25 protein-coding genes are annotated in these 14,638 nt (G+C 56.3%); all 25 read right to left on the bottom strand.

Going from position 1 to position 14,638, the window contains the following annotated elements:
* Positions 1 to 32: 32 nt before the first annotated feature.
* Positions 33 to 671 carry a peroxiredoxin gene (locus D3878_RS12880; RefSeq protein WP_119785866.1) on the bottom strand — a complete coding sequence of 213 codons (639 nt, stop codon included), beginning with the start codon at positions 669 to 671 and terminating at the stop codon, positions 33 to 35.
* A 95-nt stretch (positions 672 to 766) separates the two neighbouring features.
* Positions 767 to 2,515: a protein-disulfide reductase DsbD gene (gene dsbD / locus D3878_RS12885; protein ID WP_119785867.1), complete on the bottom strand. Its 1,749-nt coding sequence runs from the start codon at positions 2,513 to 2,515 to the stop codon at positions 767 to 769.
* Positions 2,508 to 2,840 carry a divalent-cation tolerance protein CutA gene (gene cutA / locus D3878_RS12890; protein WP_119785868.1) on the bottom strand — a complete coding sequence of 111 codons (333 nt, stop codon included), beginning with the start codon at positions 2,838 to 2,840 and terminating at the stop codon, positions 2,508 to 2,510. The genes dsbD and cutA overlap by 8 nt, the downstream gene beginning before the upstream one ends.
* A 28-nt stretch (positions 2,841 to 2,868) precedes the next feature.
* The gene (locus D3878_RS12895) at positions 2,869 to 3,654 is read right to left on the bottom strand and encodes an ABC transporter permease (RefSeq protein WP_119785869.1); all 786 of its coding nucleotides are present in this window, start codon (positions 3,652 to 3,654) and stop codon (positions 2,869 to 2,871) included.
* A 1-nt stretch (position 3,655) separates the two neighbouring features.
* A complete protein-coding gene (locus tag D3878_RS12900) occupies positions 3,656 to 4,588 on the bottom strand; it encodes an ATP-binding cassette domain-containing protein (protein WP_119785870.1) in 933 nt (310 codons plus the stop codon).
* 117 nt (positions 4,589 to 4,705) lie between these two features.
* Positions 4,706 to 5,101 carry a 50S ribosomal protein L17 gene (gene rplQ / locus D3878_RS12905; RefSeq protein WP_119785871.1) on the bottom strand — a complete coding sequence of 132 codons (396 nt, stop codon included), beginning with the start codon at positions 5,099 to 5,101 and terminating at the stop codon, positions 4,706 to 4,708.
* A gap of 131 nt (positions 5,102 to 5,232) precedes the next feature.
* Positions 5,233 to 6,210: a DNA-directed RNA polymerase subunit alpha gene (locus tag D3878_RS12910; protein WP_119785872.1), complete on the bottom strand. Its 978-nt coding sequence runs from the start codon at positions 6,208 to 6,210 to the stop codon at positions 5,233 to 5,235.
* 147 nt (positions 6,211 to 6,357) lie between these two features.
* Positions 6,358 to 6,981 (bottom strand): 30S ribosomal protein S4, encoded by a 624-nt coding sequence (rpsD, locus tag D3878_RS12915; RefSeq protein WP_119785873.1) that lies wholly within the window; start codon positions 6,979 to 6,981, stop codon positions 6,358 to 6,360.
* A gap of 146 nt (positions 6,982 to 7,127) precedes the next feature.
* Positions 7,128 to 7,532, bottom strand: a complete 405-nt coding sequence (gene rpsK, locus D3878_RS12920) for a 30S ribosomal protein S11 (RefSeq protein WP_119785874.1) — start codon at positions 7,530 to 7,532, stop codon at positions 7,128 to 7,130.
* Between the two features lie 33 nt (positions 7,533 to 7,565).
* Positions 7,566 to 7,931, bottom strand: coding sequence for a 30S ribosomal protein S13 (rpsM, locus tag D3878_RS12925; protein WP_119785875.1), 366 nt, complete (start codon positions 7,929 to 7,931; stop codon positions 7,566 to 7,568).
* A gap of 27 nt (positions 7,932 to 7,958) precedes the next feature.
* The gene (rpmJ, locus tag D3878_RS12930) at positions 7,959 to 8,072 is read right to left on the bottom strand and encodes a 50S ribosomal protein L36 (RefSeq protein ID WP_014004415.1); all 114 of its coding nucleotides are present in this window, start codon (positions 8,070 to 8,072) and stop codon (positions 7,959 to 7,961) included.
* Positions 8,073 to 8,141: 69 nt separating this feature from the next.
* Positions 8,142 to 8,360, bottom strand: coding sequence for a translation initiation factor IF-1 (gene infA / locus D3878_RS12935; RefSeq protein ID WP_119785876.1), 219 nt, complete (start codon positions 8,358 to 8,360; stop codon positions 8,142 to 8,144).
* A gap of 24 nt (positions 8,361 to 8,384) precedes the next feature.
* Complete coding sequence (gene secY, locus D3878_RS12940) at positions 8,385 to 9,719, bottom strand: preprotein translocase subunit SecY (protein WP_119785877.1); 1,335 nt, start codon at positions 9,717 to 9,719, stop codon at positions 8,385 to 8,387.
* 25 nt (positions 9,720 to 9,744) lie between these two features.
* Complete coding sequence (gene rplO, locus D3878_RS12945; protein WP_119785878.1) at positions 9,745 to 10,176, bottom strand: 50S ribosomal protein L15; 432 nt, start codon at positions 10,174 to 10,176, stop codon at positions 9,745 to 9,747.
* Between the two features lie 27 nt (positions 10,177 to 10,203).
* A complete protein-coding gene (gene rpmD / locus D3878_RS12950) occupies positions 10,204 to 10,383 on the bottom strand; it encodes a 50S ribosomal protein L30 (protein WP_119787876.1) in 180 nt (59 codons plus the stop codon).
* Between the two features lie 10 nt (positions 10,384 to 10,393).
* The gene (gene rpsE / locus D3878_RS12955; protein WP_119785879.1) at positions 10,394 to 10,912 is read right to left on the bottom strand and encodes a 30S ribosomal protein S5; all 519 of its coding nucleotides are present in this window, start codon (positions 10,910 to 10,912) and stop codon (positions 10,394 to 10,396) included.
* Between the two features lie 12 nt (positions 10,913 to 10,924).
* Positions 10,925 to 11,287 (bottom strand): 50S ribosomal protein L18, encoded by a 363-nt coding sequence (rplR, locus tag D3878_RS12960; protein ID WP_119787877.1) that lies wholly within the window; start codon positions 11,285 to 11,287, stop codon positions 10,925 to 10,927.
* Between the two features lie 12 nt (positions 11,288 to 11,299).
* Positions 11,300 to 11,833: a 50S ribosomal protein L6 gene (gene rplF / locus D3878_RS12965; RefSeq protein WP_119785880.1), complete on the bottom strand. Its 534-nt coding sequence runs from the start codon at positions 11,831 to 11,833 to the stop codon at positions 11,300 to 11,302.
* A gap of 10 nt (positions 11,834 to 11,843) precedes the next feature.
* Complete coding sequence (gene rpsH, locus D3878_RS12970; RefSeq protein ID WP_119785881.1) at positions 11,844 to 12,239, bottom strand: 30S ribosomal protein S8; 396 nt, start codon at positions 12,237 to 12,239, stop codon at positions 11,844 to 11,846.
* Positions 12,240 to 12,253: 14 nt separating this feature from the next.
* Positions 12,254 to 12,559, bottom strand: coding sequence for a 30S ribosomal protein S14 (gene rpsN / locus D3878_RS12975; RefSeq protein WP_119785882.1), 306 nt, complete (start codon positions 12,557 to 12,559; stop codon positions 12,254 to 12,256).
* Positions 12,560 to 12,566: 7 nt separating this feature from the next.
* Positions 12,567 to 13,106: a 50S ribosomal protein L5 gene (gene rplE / locus D3878_RS12980; protein ID WP_119787878.1), complete on the bottom strand. Its 540-nt coding sequence runs from the start codon at positions 13,104 to 13,106 to the stop codon at positions 12,567 to 12,569.
* A gap of 5 nt (positions 13,107 to 13,111) precedes the next feature.
* Positions 13,112 to 13,426 (bottom strand): 50S ribosomal protein L24, encoded by a 315-nt coding sequence (gene rplX / locus D3878_RS12985; protein ID WP_119785883.1) that lies wholly within the window; start codon positions 13,424 to 13,426, stop codon positions 13,112 to 13,114.
* Between the two features lie 9 nt (positions 13,427 to 13,435).
* Complete coding sequence (rplN, locus tag D3878_RS12990; protein ID WP_057289732.1) at positions 13,436 to 13,804, bottom strand: 50S ribosomal protein L14; 369 nt, start codon at positions 13,802 to 13,804, stop codon at positions 13,436 to 13,438.
* 358 nt (positions 13,805 to 14,162) lie between these two features.
* Entirely contained in the window at positions 14,163 to 14,435 is a 273-nt protein-coding gene (gene rpsQ, locus D3878_RS12995) for a 30S ribosomal protein S17 (RefSeq protein ID WP_119785884.1), read from the bottom strand.
* Positions 14,435 to 14,626 (bottom strand): 50S ribosomal protein L29, encoded by a 192-nt coding sequence (gene rpmC, locus D3878_RS13000; protein WP_119785885.1) that lies wholly within the window; start codon positions 14,624 to 14,626, stop codon positions 14,435 to 14,437. Before rpmC ends, rpsQ begins: the two co-directional genes overlap by 1 nt.
* Positions 14,627 to 14,638: the final 12 nt, after the last annotated feature.

Below are 14,638 nucleotides of genomic sequence, written 5' to 3' on the forward strand. Positions count from 1 at the left end.
GGATTGCCGGGCGTTTTTGCTTTATCAAACAGTCATTTGTTGGGTTGCGGCGTCAGTCGCAGATAGGGGCGCGGCGCAGTGTACCCTTTCGGATACTTCTGCTTGATCACTTCCTCGTCCTGCACCGTCAGCGGGATGATCACATCGTCGCCATCGCGCCAATTGCCAGGCGTAGCCACCGTATATTTGTCGGTCAACTGCAGCGCATCGATCACGCGCAACACTTCATCGAAATTGCGGCCGGTGCTCATCGGGTAAGTGATGGTCAGGCGCACCTTCTTTTGCGGATCGATCACGAACAGCGAGCGCACCGTCGCAGTTTCCGACTGGTTCGGGTGGATCATGTCATACAGCGCGGAGACCTTCCTGTCAGCGTCGGCAATAATGGGAAAGCCGACCACGGTCTGCTGGGTTTCCTCGATATCCTTGATCCAGTCCTTGTGCTTGTCGGCCGGATCGACCGACAGGGCGATTGCCGTGACATTGCGCTTGTCGAATTCGCCCTTGAGCTTGGCAGTCAGGCCCAGTTCGGTGGTGCACACCGGCGTGAAATCGGCCGGGTGGGAAAACAGCACCACCCACGAATCGCCAGCCCACTCGTAAAATTTGATTTTGCCGATAGAAGAATCCTGCTCGAAATCAGGTGCGGTATCGCCCAGATGCAAACTCATGTCATGCTCCTTATGCGGTTAATTGTGCAGGAACAATATAACGAGACTACACCCGCCAGCCAACGACTTTTATCAACATTACAAATAACATTTTGCTATATCGGGTTGACGCGCTCCAACGACTGTAGAAAACGTTCCGCATTCTGGAAACCGATCACGCGGCCGCCCGGAATTTCACGTCCTTGTTTGTCGAAAAACACAATGCCAGGCGGACCGAACAGTTTGAATCGTTTGAGCAGCGCCTTGTCATCCTCGTTATTGGCCGTCACATCCGCCTGCAGCAGCACCATCTGCCCCATCTGCGCCTGGATGCGAGGATCGGTGAAAGTGAATTTCTCCATTTCCTTGCAGGAGACGCACCAGTCGGCGTAAAAATCAAACAAGACGGTCTTGCCCCGCGCCTGCGCCACTGCCGTTTCCAGTTCGGCGAGTGACTTCACCCGCATGAATTCGACATGACGGACTTCATTGCCGCGCAGCTTGGCCAACGGCGCCAACGGATCGCTCGCACCCGTCGCCACGCCTGTCAGCTGCAGCGCCCCCACAAGCGCGAACGCCAGGCCGCATGCCTTGGCCAGCCAGCCGGCGCGCCTGCTCCATAGCAGGAATGCGCCATAAGCGCCCGCCAGCAAAGCCCAGCCGAGCATTTGCAGATTCCCCGGCAACAAGGGCGATACCATCCACAAGGCCATCGCCAGCATCAGCACACCAAAGAAGCGTTTGACTTCCGCCATCCAGGCGCCGGCACGCGGCAACAGGGTACCGGCTGAAATCCCCACCAACAGCAAGGGAATGCTCATGCCCGCCGCCATCGCGAACAGCGCGCCGCCGCCCACCAGCACATCGCGCGTCTGACTGATGTAAATCAGCGCACCCGCCAGCGGCGCCGCCACGCAGGGGCCAACGATCAATGCCGACAGTGCGCCCATGGCGAAAACGCCCAGCAGCTTGCCGTGCGCCTGCTTTTCCGAAGCCTGCAACAGCCGGGTCTGGATGAAGGCTGGCATCTGCATTTGATAGACATCGAACATGGCCAGCGCAAATGCCAGCATCAGCACGGCAAATCCGATCAGGATCGGCGGCTTCTGCAGTGCTGCTGCCAGCCCTTCGCCGATCAGCCCGGCGGCGACACCCAGCGCGGTATAAACCAGTGCCATGCCGAGTGAATACGCCAACGACAATATGAAGGCACGCTTGCGGCCGGCCTGCGCACCCTCGCCGACGATGATCGAGGACAGGATCGGCACCATCGGCAGAACGCATGGCGTAAACGCCAGACCCAGCCCGAGGATCAGGAATAAGGGCACGATTGCCAGCAGGCTGCCGCTCTTGAGCGCCGCTTCGATACGCCCCATTTCCGACACCGGCACATTCACGCCGGCCGATGTCCCGGATGACGGCACGGCGCGCACATCCAGTTCCGCGAGCGACGCCATTGGCGCATAGCACAAGCCCTTGTCGGCGCAGCCCTGGCTCGCCACGTTCAGCTTGAAAATGCCGCCAGCTTCGACCGGCAACAGCACCGTCACTGCTTTGCGATAGGTCTCGACATCCTTCTGGAAAGTTTCATCAAACTTGACCTTGCCGGATGGGAGTTGCGGCGTGCCGAGGCTTGCGCCTTCCGCCGTGAAGCCGAAGCGCTCGCGATACATGTAATAGCCGTCGGCGATATCAAAGCGTACTGCAATGGTGCCCGCGTCCTTCATGCTGGCGGAAAATTTGAATGCCTGCTCTGGCGGCAGGTACTCGTCTTCGGCGTGCGCGCCGGCTGTCGCCAGCGTCAATACAGCCAGAAAAAATGTTCGCAGCATAAGCGCGAAAAGTGCGGTAAAACGTTCAGACATCGACTTCCTTCCTGGTTTCCTGCGCAATCCACTGCATGTAGGCCGGCCAGCTAGCACTTGGTGCGATTGCAATAATTTCCGGGACTTGATACGGATGCGCCTTGCGGATGGCTGCTTCCAGTTCCGCATAACGGCCCTGCACGGTCTTGATCAGCAAGGTGGTTTCTTCCGCCTGCTCGACCTCCCCCTGCCAGCGATAGACCGATCGCACGCCGGGCAGGCAATTGACGCAGGCCGCCAGGCGGGCATTCACCAAGGCATGCGCGAGTTGCTCCGCGCTTGTCGCATCCGGCATGTTCGTCATCACAAGCAGCACCGATTCCATCATCACTCCCTCGGCCGCCCGGGCGGCGTCATGTCAGCAGGCGGCGGCGGGTAAGGAGCACGGCGACATAGAAGCCGCCGATGCAGTAGATCAGCAGGATGGCAAGATTGAGCACCACCCGGTCCGGCCAGCCGCCCAGTATCAGTGGCCGTACCAGTTCGACTGCAGCACGCAAGGGCAGGCATTGCGACAGTCGTTCCAGCCATTGCGGCAACTGCGAGACCGGATAGTATACCCCCGAGAGAAAAACCATGGGCGTCAGCACCAGCGTGAAATAATAGGTAAAAAAATCATAACCGCGGGCCAGCGCATTGACGATCAAGCCGATCGCGGAAAAGCACATCCCGATCAGGAACAGCAAGGGCAACACCAGCAAGGTTTGCAGGTGCAGGCCAATGCCGAGCGCGAACATGACCGCCAGGATCGCCACGCCGGAAAACAGCGATTTGGTGGCCGCCCACAATATCTCCGCAAGCAGCACGTCATCCAGCGACAACGGCGCATTCATCAACGCGTCCCAGGTCTTTTGCACATGCATGCGCGAGAATGCCGAATACAGTGCCTCAAACGAGGCCGCCATCATGATCGACATGCAAATCGATCCGGAAGCAAGGTACTGGATGTACGGAATGCCGTCGATACTCTTGAGTAGTCCACCCAGGCCGTAGCCAAAGGCAATCAGGGTGATCAAGGGATCGGCGATATTACCCAGCACACTGGCCTTGGCAAGCTTTTTCCAGACCATGAAATTGCGCCGCCAGATCGGCACGAAGCGCAGCGAAAACTGCGGAAGTCGATATAAGGGATCCGTCATCTCAATCTCGCATTTCCCTGCCGGTCAACTTCATGAACAAGTCTTCGAGGTTCGCCGGCCGATGCAGATAGCGTATGCCTGGCATGGCCTGCAGCCCTTCCAGCAGCGCTTGCGCATCGTTGGTATAGCAGAACACTGTTTCGCCGCTGACTTCCAGGCGCGCCGACTTGCCGCGCCCCTCCCGCTCACCCCAGGCCAGCGCATTGTCACCATACACCTCGACCACCTCGGCTTCGATATGCCGGGCAATCAATTCGCGCGGCGAACCTTCCGCGATCAGCTTGCCGTGATCGATCACCGCCAGGCGGTCGCACAGGCGTTCGGCCTCATCCATGAAATGCGTCGTCAGGAGGATGGTCTTGCCTTCGGCCAGCAGCGATTTCAGGCGATCCCAGATCATGTGGCGTGCTTGCGGATCGAGACCAGTGGTCGGCTCGTCCATGAAAATCAGGTCCGGATCATTGACCAGCGCACGCGCCAATGTCAGACGGCGCTTCATGCCGCCCGACAGTTCGCCGATGCGCGCATCCCGCTTCGCCGTCAGGTTAGAAAACTCCAGCAGTGCCGGTATGCGGGCCTTGATCGTGGTGTCATCCATGCCGAAGTAGCGGCCATAGACGAGCAGATTTTCTGCGACCGTAAAATCCGGATCGAGGTTGTCGCCCTGCGGCACCACCCCCACCCGCAGGCGCGCTTCGCGGGCCTCATGGGGCACATCCTTGCCGACCAGAGTGATGCTGCCGGCATCCGGCGCTGTCAGCCCAAGACACAGGCGCAATGTGGTCGTCTTGCCGGCGCCATTCGGTCCCAGCAAGCCATAACATTCGCCACGTTGGAGGGAAAAGGACAAGTCATCGACCACCGCGGCCCTGTCCTCGCCTTTGCCATAGGACTTGCGTAAATTTTCTACTGAAAGGATGGCCGGATCACCCATGTTTAACAAGTTCGCTGTAAATATAATCTATATTGCCACAGATAATGACCGGCATAAAAAACAAAAGCCAGGCAGTGCCTGGCTTTTTTTTCATTATCGCAGAGTGGCGCGACAATATTATTCCGCGCTGGTATCTTCCACTGCCTCGGTGGTTTCCGGACGGTCGACCAGTTCAACGAAAGCCATCGGTGCATTGTCGCCCTGACGGAAACCCATTTTCAGGATACGCAGATAGCCGCCATTGCGGGTCGCATAACGCGGGCCCAGTTCGGAGAACAGCTTGCCGACGATCTCACGGTCACGCAGGCGGTTGAATGCCAGACGCTTGTTGGCCAGAGTATCGGTCTTGCCCAGGGTCAGGATTGGCTCGACGACGCGGCGCAGTTCCTTGGCCTTCGGCAGGGTGGTCTTGATGGCTTCATGACGCAGCAGGGAGACAGTCATGTTGCGCAGCATCGCCAGGCGATGCGAGGAGGTACGATTCAGTTTACGGAGGCCGTGACGGTGACGCATGGTATTTCCTTTCAGATGACAGTTTATATCCAGCTCTTCGATCGACTAGGCACAAGGCATAGTCGCGGGCCGGTCGGTATTAATGGCTTGTACTGCGTCGCTCCAGGGCCGCTGGGCGGCCCCGGTCGCGATTACTTCTCCAGACCGGCGGGTGGCCAGTTCTCGAGTTTCATGCCGAGGGTCAAACCACGCGAAGCCAGCACTTCCTTGATTTCGTTCAAGGACTTGCGGCCCAGGTTCGGGGTCTTCAGCAATTCATTTTCGCTACGCTGGATCAGGTCACCAATGTAGTAAATATTTTCCGCCTTCAGGCAATTGGCCGAACGCACGGTCAACTCAAGGTCATCCACCGGACGCAGCAGGATCGGATCGACCGACGGTGCGCGCGACGGTGCTTCAGCAGCGGCTTCCGTGCCTTCCAGGGCAGCAAACACGCTCAACTGGTCAACCAGTACGCGAGCCGACTGGCGGATCGCTTCTTCCGGCGAAATCACGCCATTGGTTTCGATATTGATGACCAGCTTGTCGAGGTCGGTACGCTGTTCCACGCGAGCGGATTCAACGGCGTAAGACACGCGACGCACCGGCGAGAAAGACGCATCCAGGATGATACGGCCGATAGTCTTGTTGGTGTCTTCCGACAGGCGGCGCACATTGCCAGGCACATAGCCACGGCCTTTCTCAACCTTGATCTGCATGTCGAGCTTGCCGCCCGCAGTCAAGTGGGCAATCACGTGATCCGGATTGATCAGCTCAACGTCGTGCGGCAGGTCGATGTCCGACGCCAGCACAGCACCTTCACCTTCTTTTTTCAGGGTCAGGGTGACTTCGTCGCGATTGTGCAGCTTGAACACGACACCCTTCAAGTTCAGCAACAGGTCGACCACGTCTTCCTGCACGCCATCCAGCGAGGAATACTCATGCACGACACCGGCGATCGTCACTTCAGTCGGTGCATAGCCGACCATCGACGACAGCAGGACGCGGCGCAGCGCGTTGCCGAGCGTATGGCCATAGCCGCGTTCGAACGGCTCCATCACGACTTTGGCATGACCGGCGCCGAGCGCTTCTACTTCGATGATACGGGGTTTCAACAAGCTGTTTTGCATGGAGGAATGTCCTTTTCAATACCCTCGGCTCGTTACACCGATAAGGCTGATGGAGTAAATCGACTATTGTGGAACGGGAAATTCAAACTGCTTGGGGACAGCGCTCCGACAACCGGACCCTGTCCCCAACTGATACAGATAATTGTATTAACGCGAATACAATTCGACGATCAGCGATTCGTTGACGTCGTTGGCGATTTCGCTGCGGTCAGGAGCTGCCTTGAAAGTGCCTTCCATCTTCTTGGCATCAACGGCAACCCAGGAAGGCAGGCCAACTTGCTCGGCCAGCGACAAGGCTTCGACGATACGGGTCTGCTTCTTGGCCTTTTCACGCACGGCAACCACGTCGCCTGCTTTCACTTGATAGGAAGCGATGTTCACAACGGTGCCATTGACGGTGAATGCCTTGTGGCTGACCAGCTGGCGCGCTTCAGCGCGGGTCGAACCAAAACCCATGCGATAAGCGACATTGTCCAGACGCTGTTCCAGCAACTTCAGCAGGGTTTCGCCAGTATTGCCCTTGCGGCGCTCGGCTTCAGCGAAATAGCGGCGGAACTGACGCTCCAGGATGCCGTACATACGCTTGACCTTTTGCTTTTCACGCAACTGGTTGCCGTAGTCCGACGTACGGGCGCCGGAAGTACGACCATGCTGACCAGGCTTGGAATCCAGCTTGCACTTGGAATCCAGCGAGCGGCGGGCGCTCTTGAGGAACAGGTCGGTGCCTTCGCGGCGGGAGAGTTTTGCTTTAGGTCCGATATAACGTGCCACAACAATTTCCTTTGTATATAAATGACGCCCCGAGCCAGCAATGGCCAGGCGCTAGTTTGATCGATTGGCAATCAAACGGTGGTCTTAAGGACAAAACCCGCCAGTATACCTGGCGGGCGAATTTACTGCCAACAGCAAATTACAACTTAGATACGACGACGCTTCGGCGGACGGCAACCATTATGCGGCACCGGAGTCACGTCCTGGATCTGGGTGATCTTGATACCCAGATTGTTCAATGCGCGCACCGCAGATTCACGGCCCGGGCCTGGGCCCTTGATACGCACTTCCAGATTCTTCACGCCACACTCCACTGCCACCTTGCCGGCGGCTTCCGCCGCCACCTGGGCTGCGAACGGGGTCGATTTGCGCGAGCCCTTGAAGCCGGCGCCACCCGAAGTCGCCCAGGACAGGGCATTGCCCTGGCGGTCGGTAATCGTGATGATCGTGTTGTTGAAGGAAGCGTGGATGTGCGCGATACCTTCAGCGACGTTCTTTTTGACTTTTTTACGCACGCGTGCTGCGGCGGCGTTACTTGGTGCTTTTGCCATAATGGTTTTCCTTGAATCCGACTAATGCCTGGATTATTTCTTCAGCGATTGCGCTGCCTTGCGCGGGCCCTTGCGGGTACGGGCATTGGTGCGTGTGCGTTGACCGCGGCACGGCAAGCCCTTGCGATGACGCATGCCGCGATAGCAACCCAAGTCCATCAAACGCTTGATGTTCATGGACAACTCACGGCGCAGATCGCCTTCGACGACGAACTTGCCGATTTCATCGCGCAGTTTTTCCAGTTCGTTGTCATCCAGATCCTTGACCTTTTTATTGGTCGGGACTCCGGTCTTGACGCAGATATCCTGTGCGCGTGGACGGCCAATGCCATAAATGGCGGTCAGGCCAATCACGGTGTGCTGATGGTTGGGGATATTAACCCCTGCGATACGTGCCATTCGTTATTCCTCGATCAATAACGTTAATTAACCTTGGCGCTGCTTATGACGCGGTTCGGTGCAAATCACACGAACAACGCCCTTGCGCTTGATAATCTTGCAGTTGCGGCAGATCCGCTTTACGGATGCGAGCACTTTCATTTTTGCCCTCTTTCTTTCATTTTCTAAAACAACGTGGGACAGAGTGAAAAACCGGTCCCTAATCAGTCACTACTTGGTGCGGAACACGATGCGCGCACGACTCAGGTCATACGGCGTCATTTCCACAGTTACCTTATCGCCAGGCAGGATGCGGATGTAATTCATTCGCATCCTGCCCGAAATATGGCCCAGCACGATATGACCATTTTCCAGCTTGACCCTAAACGTCGCATTCGGAAGGTTTTCAAGAACCTCACCCTGCATCTGAATTACGTCATCCTTCGCCATGCGCCTAGCTCATTCTCCTGACGCCTAGCGTAGCGGCAGGCCACCCTTGAAATTTGCCTTTTTCAACAGCGATTCATATTGCTGCGACATCACATAATTCTGTACCTGCGCCATGAAATCCATGGTCACCACCACGATAATCAGCAGTGATGTGCCGCCAAAGTAGAAAGGAACTTGCCACTTGGCGATCATAAATTCCGGCAACAGACACACCAGGGTGATATACACCGCACCAACCAGGGTCAGACGCGTCAGAATCTTGTCAATGTAGCGCGCAGTCTGCTCACCTGGACGAATCCCTGGAACGAACGCGCCGCTCTTCTTCAGGTTGTCGGCCGTCTCCTTGCTATTGAATACCAGTGCGGTATAGAAAAAGCAGAAGAACACGATGGCGATTGCATACAACAAGGCATGAATCGGTTCACCCGGTGCCAGCGAGGCAGCCAGATCCTTCAGGAAGCGCACCACTGGATTGGTGACATCGCCCGATGAAGTGAACCAGCTCGTGATCGTCGCCGGAAACAGGATGATCGACGAAGCGAAGATCGGCGGAATCACGCCAGCCATATTCAACTTCAGCGGCAAATGACTGCTCTGACCACCGTAGATCTTGTTACCGACCTGACGCTTGGCATAATTCACCAGGATCTTGCGCTGACCACGTTCGATAAACACGACCAGGTAAGTCACAGCGACCGCCACCACACAAATCAAGATCGCCGACAGGGCATTCATGGAACCGGTGCGAACCAGTTCGAACAAGCCACCCAGCGCACTTGGCAGTCCCGCTGCAATACCAGCGAAAATGATGATCGAAATACCGTTGCCCAAACCGCGCTCGGTAATCTGTTCACCAAGCCACATCAGGAACATCGTGCCAGTCACCAGCGTAACCACCGCGGTCAGACGAAACGCCATGCCCGGGTCAATCACCAGACCAGCCTGCGATTCAAGCGCAACAGCAATCCCGAACGCCTGAAACAGTGCCAGCCCCAGCGTGCCATAACGCGTGTACTGGGTAATCTTGCGACGACCCGACTCGCCTTCTTTCTTGATCGCTTCGAGCTGCGGCGAAACCACCGTCAGCAGCTGCATGATGATCGACGCCGAAATATACGGCATGATCCCCAACGCAAAGATCGTGAAACGCGACAGCGCACCACCGGAAAACATGTTAAACATGCCCAGGATACCGCCCTGGTTCTGTTTGAACAGTTCACCCAGCTGTGTCGGGTCAATGCCCGGCACTGGAATATGCGCACCAATCCGATACACCACCAATGCGCCCAGCAGGAACCAGAGACGGCCCCACGGAAAACCGCTCGCCGAGCGCTTGGCAGTTTGAGGAGCAGTAGCCAATTCTTACTCCAGGTTAGCCGTAACTTTACGCAACAGAGCCGCCAGCGGCTTCAATCGCAGCCTTCGCACCCTTGGTGGCGATCACGCCCTTCAGAGTGATTTTCTTGCTGATTTCACCGGACAGAATGACACGCACGACACGCGCCAATTCACCGACCAGGCCAGCCTGCTTCAATGCCACCACATCGACTTCAGCAACCGGGAGATTCTCCAGATCGCCTAGGCGAACTTCCGCCTTGTACGGTGTAGCCAGCGACTTGAAGCCACGCTTCGGCAGGCGGCGTTGCAGAGGCATCTGACCGCCTTCAAAACCGACCTTGTGAAAACCGCCCGAACGGGATTTCTGACCTTTGTGTCCGCGACCGGCAGTCTTGCCCAGGCCCGAACCGATACCGCGACCGACGCGACGCTTGGCGTGCTTTGCGCCTTCTGCCGGCTGAATGCTATTCAATTCCATGGTTTGCTCCACTCATAAGCGCGAGGCTTACGAGATCACTTTCACGAGATACGAAACCTTGTTGATCATGCCGCGCACCGACGGAGTGTCCTGCAACTCCGAAACGGAATTCACGCGGCGCAGGCCCAGACCACGCACCGTAGCGCGATGATCCTGACGTGTGCCGATCAAACCCTTGACCAGTTTCACTTTGACTGTATTTGCCATGTCGATCACCTTAACCCAGAATTTCTTCAACGGACAGACCGCGCTTGGCGGCGATTTCCGAGGCAGTATTCATCTTGGCCAGGCCGTTCAGGGTCGCACGCACCATGTTGTACGGGTTGGTCGAGCCGTTCGACTTGGCCACCACGTTGGTCACGCCCATCACTTCGAAAATAGCGCGCATCGGGCCACCAGCAATCACGCCGGTACCTTCCTTCGCCGGCGCCATCAGCACCTTGGAGGCGCCATGCTTGCCGTTGACGGTATGCTGCAGGGTGCCGTTCTTCAAGGTGACCTTGATCATCTTGCGACGCGCCTCTTCCATCGCTTTTTGCACGGCGACTGGCACTTCTTTTGACTTGCCCTTGCCCATGCCGATGCGGCCATCGCCATCACCGACCACGACCAGCGCTGCGAAACCCATGATACGGCCGCCCTTCACCACTTTGGTGACGCGATTAACCGCAATCATCTTTTCGCGCATGCCGTCATCGGGCTTGTCGCTTTGCTGCTTTGCTTGCATCTTTGCCATGACGATTCTTCCTTAGAACTTCAGACCGGCTTCACGGGCAGCTTCTGCTACTGCCTTGATGCGGCCGTGATAACGGAAACCGGAGCGGTCGAACGCGACTTCGGCGATACCGGCTTGCAATGCCTTCTCCGCAACGCGCTTGCCTACCAGGGCAGCTGCGGCAGCATTGCCGCCAACACCCGATTGACCTGCCAGTTGCTGGCGCACTTCCGCTTCCAGCGTCGAGGCCGAAGCCAGCACTTTTGCGTCCGGACCGATGATGCTTGCATAGATATGCAAGTTGGTACGGTGCACTGCCAGGCGGTTCACCTTGAGCTCTGCGATCTTAGCGCGGGTTTGAGTTGCGCGGCGCAGACGTGATTGTTTCTTGTCCATCATCAGCCCCTATTACTTCTTCTTGGTTTCTTTGATGATTACCACTTCGTCCGAATAACGGACGCCCTTGCCCTTGTAAGGCTCAGGACTGCGGTAAGCACGAACTTCGGCGGCAACCTGGCCAACGCGCTGGCGGTCAATCCCTTTGATCAGGATTTCCGTCTGCGTCGGGGTTTCGCACTTGACGCCAGCCGGCATCTGATGCACCACCGGATGGGAGAAGCCGAGCGACAGGTTGAGCTTGTCACCTTGAGCCTGGGCCTTGTAGCCCACGCCGACCAGTGTCAGCTTCCGTTCAAAACCCTTGGTGACGCCACTGACCATGTTATTGACCAGCGCACGCAAGGTGCCCGACATGGCATTGGCTTCGCGGCTTTCATCGGCCGGCTCAAACTTCAGGGTGCCATTGTCATTCTGGACCTTTACCAGGCCATTCAGCGACTGGCTCAAGCTCCCCAAAGGACCTTTTACAGTGATTTGCTCTGCACTTACGGCTGCTTCCGTGCCTTGCGGCAGTGCAATCGGCATTTTACCTACACGAGACATCTTGCACTCCTTAGGCGACGTAGCAAATAACTTCGCCACCGACACCGGTCGCGCGCGCTTTGCGGTCAGTCATGACGCCTTGCGGGGTCGACACAATCGCCACACCCAGACCGTTCATGACACTTGGAATTTCGTCCTTGCCTTTGTAGATGCGCAGACCAGGGCGGGAAACCCGCTCCAGGCGCTCGATGACAGGACGGCCAGCATAATATTTCAAACCGATTTTCAACTCGGACTTGCCATCTGCCGAAGCAACAGCAAAATCCTCGATGTAACCTTCAGCCTTCAACACATTAGCGATGGCAATTTTCACCTTGGAAGATGGCATTGCCACGGTAGTCTTCTGCACAACTTGTGCATTGCGAATGCGGGTCAGCATATCGGCGATAGGATCGCTCATACTCATTGCATATTCCCCTATTACCAGCTTGCTTTAGTCATACCCGGGATTTCACCACGCATGGCGATTTCACGGAGCTTGATACGGCCCAGACCGAACTTGCGGAAAGTGCCACGTGGACGACCAGTCAGGGCGCAGCGATTACGCTGGCGAGTCGGCGCCGAATTGCGCGGCAACGCCTGCAACTTCAGGCGCGCTTCGTAGCGCTCTTCTTCCGACTTGGATTGATCGTCGATGATTGCCTTCAACTCGGCACGCTTGCCAGCGAATTTCTTCACCAGCTCAGCACGCTTTTGTTCACGGTTAATCAGTGCCAGTTTTGCCATGGCAACCTCAGTTTCTGAACGGAAATTTAAATGCGGCGAGAAGCGCTTTTGCCTCGTCGTCGGTCTTCGCAGTCGTGGTGATACTGATATTCATACCACGCAGCGCATCGATCTTGTCGTACTCGATTTCGGGGAAAATGATCTGCTCTTTCACACCGATATTGTAGTTACCACGACCATCGAACGAACGACCGGATACACCACGGAAGTCACGTACACGCGGCAGCGCCACAGTGATCAGGCGATCGAGAAACTCGTACATTTGTGCGCCGCGCAGGGTCACCATGCAACCGATCGGATAACCTTCGCGAATCTTGAAACCCGCGATAGCCTTGCGCGCCTTGGTCACGACAGGCTTCTGGCCAGCGATCTTGGTCAGATCACCAACAGCATGCTCAATGATCTTCTTGTCAGCAACAGCTTCCGACAAGCCCATGTTCAGGGTGATCTTGGTCAGACGCGGGACTTCCATGACCGACTTGTAACCGAACTTCGCGGTCAGGTCGCCAGCGACTTTTTGTTTGTAGAATTCTTGGAGACGGGCCATGATCATTACACCTTCACGACTTCGCCGCTGGACTTGTAGACGCGGACTTTTTTGTCATCCACAGTCTTGTAGCCCACGCGATCGGCCTTGCCAGTCGCTGCATTGAACAATGCAACGTTGGACACATGAATTGGCATCAGTTTGTCGACGATGCCGCCAGTTGCACCGGTCATCGGGTTCGGCTTGGCCGCCTTCTTGGCGACATTCACACCTTCTACCACGACATAATTGGCGTCAACGCGCTGCTGAACTACGCCGCGCTTGCCTTTATCTTTGCCGGTCAGGACGATTACCTCGTCGTTTTTACGAATCTTGCTCATGACGACTCCTTACAGAACTTCAGGCGCCAGGGAGACGATTTTCATGAAGCGCTCGGTACGCAGCTCACGAGTAACCGGCCCGAAAATACGGGTACCGATCGGCTCAAGCTTAGCGTTCAACAAGACTGCAGCATTGCCATCGAACTTCACCAGCGAACCATCCTGGCGGCGCACACCTTTAGCGGTACGCACGACCACGGCATTATAGATTTCGCCTTTCTTGACACGGCCACGCGGGGCAGCGGATTTAACCGTTACCTTGATGACATCGCCAATGCTGGCATAGCGGCGCTTGGAACCACCCAGCACCTTGATGCACATGACTTCACGCGCACCGGTATTGTCGGCCACTTCGAGCCGGCTTTCAGTTTGAATCATGATGTTTTCTTTCCCAACTTAACCCGGATTCCGCACAATGCAGCATCACGGTCAGTCTTGGTCCCGTCGCCAACCCTGCAATACAAGGCCGCCGATTGGGTGGACAATTCCAAAACTCTTGCTAAGACAATTTAACAAACTGCAGAGCTTTACTACACGTTCCCGCAAATGACTTTACGAGAACCAAGCCCGGCATAATGACAGAAAAATGCCGGGCCTGCAAGCTTTTTATTACGCTGGGGTCCGAGGACAGCCTGGCTCGTTCCCTTTTTTCATAATGTTGGGGGACAGAGTAATTCGCCGCCCTTCGGCGACTCATAAACTCTGTCCCGCAATACTATTCAACTACGCAATGCTATTAAACCACTTGTGCTACTTGGACGACGCGCGTCACGGTCCAGGCCTTGGTCTTCGAAATCGGACGACCTTCCTGGATTTCAACCGTATCGCCTTCTTTTGCCTGGTTGGCTTCGTCATGCGCGTGATACTTATTGGAACGCATGATGATTTTGCCGTACAGCGGATGCTTGACGCGGCGCTCGATCAGCACAGTCACCGTCTTGTCCATCTTGTCGGAGACGACCTTGCCAACCAAGGTGCGCTTCAACGCGGGTTTCACTTGATCGTTCATTATTTGGCGTCCTTCTGGTTCATGACGGTTTTCACCCGTGCGATATCGCGGCGGACTTTCTTCAACTGGGAATTATTGCTCAGTTGTTGAGTGGCCACCTGCATACGCAGGCTGAATTGCGCCTTCAGCAGCTCGGTCAATTCCTTTGCCAGTGCTGCCTGGTCTTTGCCGCGGAGTTCAGATGCTTTCATGTTTCACTCCAA

It is taken from the genome of Noviherbaspirillum sedimenti, from assembly GCF_003590835.1.
Classification (GTDB): Bacteria; Pseudomonadota; Gammaproteobacteria; order Burkholderiales; family Burkholderiaceae_D; genus Paucimonas; species Paucimonas sedimenti.

Excerpts from the sequence above, each read along its gene's own strand:
- D3878_RS12880 (WP_119785866.1), bottom strand. The coding sequence starts at position 671 with ATGAGTTTGCATCTGGGCGATACCGCACCTGATTTCGAGCAGGATTCT.
- dsbD (WP_119785867.1), bottom strand. The coding sequence starts at position 2,515 with ATGTCTGAACGTTTTACCGCACTTTTCGCGCTTATGCTGCGAACATTT.
- cutA (WP_119785868.1), bottom strand. The coding sequence starts at position 2,840 with ATGGAATCGGTGCTGCTTGTGATGACGAACATGCCGGATGCGACAAGC.
- D3878_RS12895 (WP_119785869.1), bottom strand. The coding sequence starts at position 3,654 with ATGACGGATCCCTTATATCGACTTCCGCAGTTTTCGCTGCGCTTCGTG.
- D3878_RS12900 (WP_119785870.1), bottom strand. The coding sequence starts at position 4,588 with ATGGGTGATCCGGCCATCCTTTCAGTAGAAAATTTACGCAAGTCCTAT.
- rplQ (WP_119785871.1), bottom strand. The coding sequence starts at position 5,101 with ATGCGTCACCGTCACGGCCTCCGTAAACTGAATCGTACCTCCTCGCAT.
- D3878_RS12910 (WP_119785872.1), bottom strand. The coding sequence starts at position 6,210 with ATGCAAAACAGCTTGTTGAAACCCCGTATCATCGAAGTAGAAGCGCTC.
- rpsK (WP_119785874.1), bottom strand. The coding sequence starts at position 7,532 with ATGGCAAAAGCACCAAGTAACGCCGCCGCAGCACGCGTGCGTAAAAAA.
- rpsM (WP_119785875.1), bottom strand. The coding sequence starts at position 7,931 with ATGGCACGTATCGCAGGGGTTAATATCCCCAACCATCAGCACACCGTG.
- rpmJ (WP_014004415.1), bottom strand. The coding sequence starts at position 8,072 with ATGAAAGTGCTCGCATCCGTAAAGCGGATCTGCCGCAACTGCAAGATT.
- infA (WP_119785876.1), bottom strand. The coding sequence starts at position 8,360 with ATGGCGAAGGATGACGTAATTCAGATGCAGGGTGAGGTTCTTGAAAAC.
- rplO (WP_119785878.1), bottom strand. The coding sequence starts at position 10,176 with ATGGAATTGAATAGCATTCAGCCGGCAGAAGGCGCAAAGCACGCCAAG.
- rpmD (WP_119787876.1), bottom strand. The coding sequence starts at position 10,383 with ATGGCAAATACAGTCAAAGTGAAACTGGTCAAGGGTTTGATCGGCACA.
- rpsE (WP_119785879.1), bottom strand. The coding sequence starts at position 10,912 with ATGGCAAAGATGCAAGCAAAGCAGCAAAGCGACAAGCCCGATGACGGC.
- rplR (WP_119787877.1), bottom strand. The coding sequence starts at position 11,287 with ATGGACAAGAAACAATCACGTCTGCGCCGCGCAACTCAAACCCGCGCT.
- rplF (WP_119785880.1), bottom strand. The coding sequence starts at position 11,833 with ATGTCTCGTGTAGGTAAAATGCCGATTGCACTGCCGCAAGGCACGGAA.
- rpsH (WP_119785881.1), bottom strand. The coding sequence starts at position 12,239 with ATGAGTATGAGCGATCCTATCGCCGATATGCTGACCCGCATTCGCAAT.
- rpsN (WP_119785882.1), bottom strand. The coding sequence starts at position 12,559 with ATGGCAAAACTGGCACTGATTAACCGTGAACAAAAGCGTGCTGAGCTG.
- rplE (WP_119787878.1), bottom strand. The coding sequence starts at position 13,106 with ATGGCCCGTCTCCAAGAATTCTACAAACAAAAAGTCGCTGGCGACCTG.
- rplX (WP_119785883.1), bottom strand. The coding sequence starts at position 13,426 with ATGAGCAAGATTCGTAAAAACGACGAGGTAATCGTCCTGACCGGCAAA.
- rplN (WP_057289732.1), bottom strand. The coding sequence starts at position 13,804 with ATGATTCAAACTGAAAGCCGGCTCGAAGTGGCCGACAATACCGGTGCG.
- rpsQ (WP_119785884.1), bottom strand. The coding sequence starts at position 14,435 with ATGAACGATCAAGTGAAACCCGCGTTGAAGCGCACCTTGGTTGGCAAG.
- rpmC (WP_119785885.1), bottom strand. The coding sequence starts at position 14,626 with ATGAAAGCATCTGAACTCCGCGGCAAAGACCAGGCAGCACTGGCAAAG.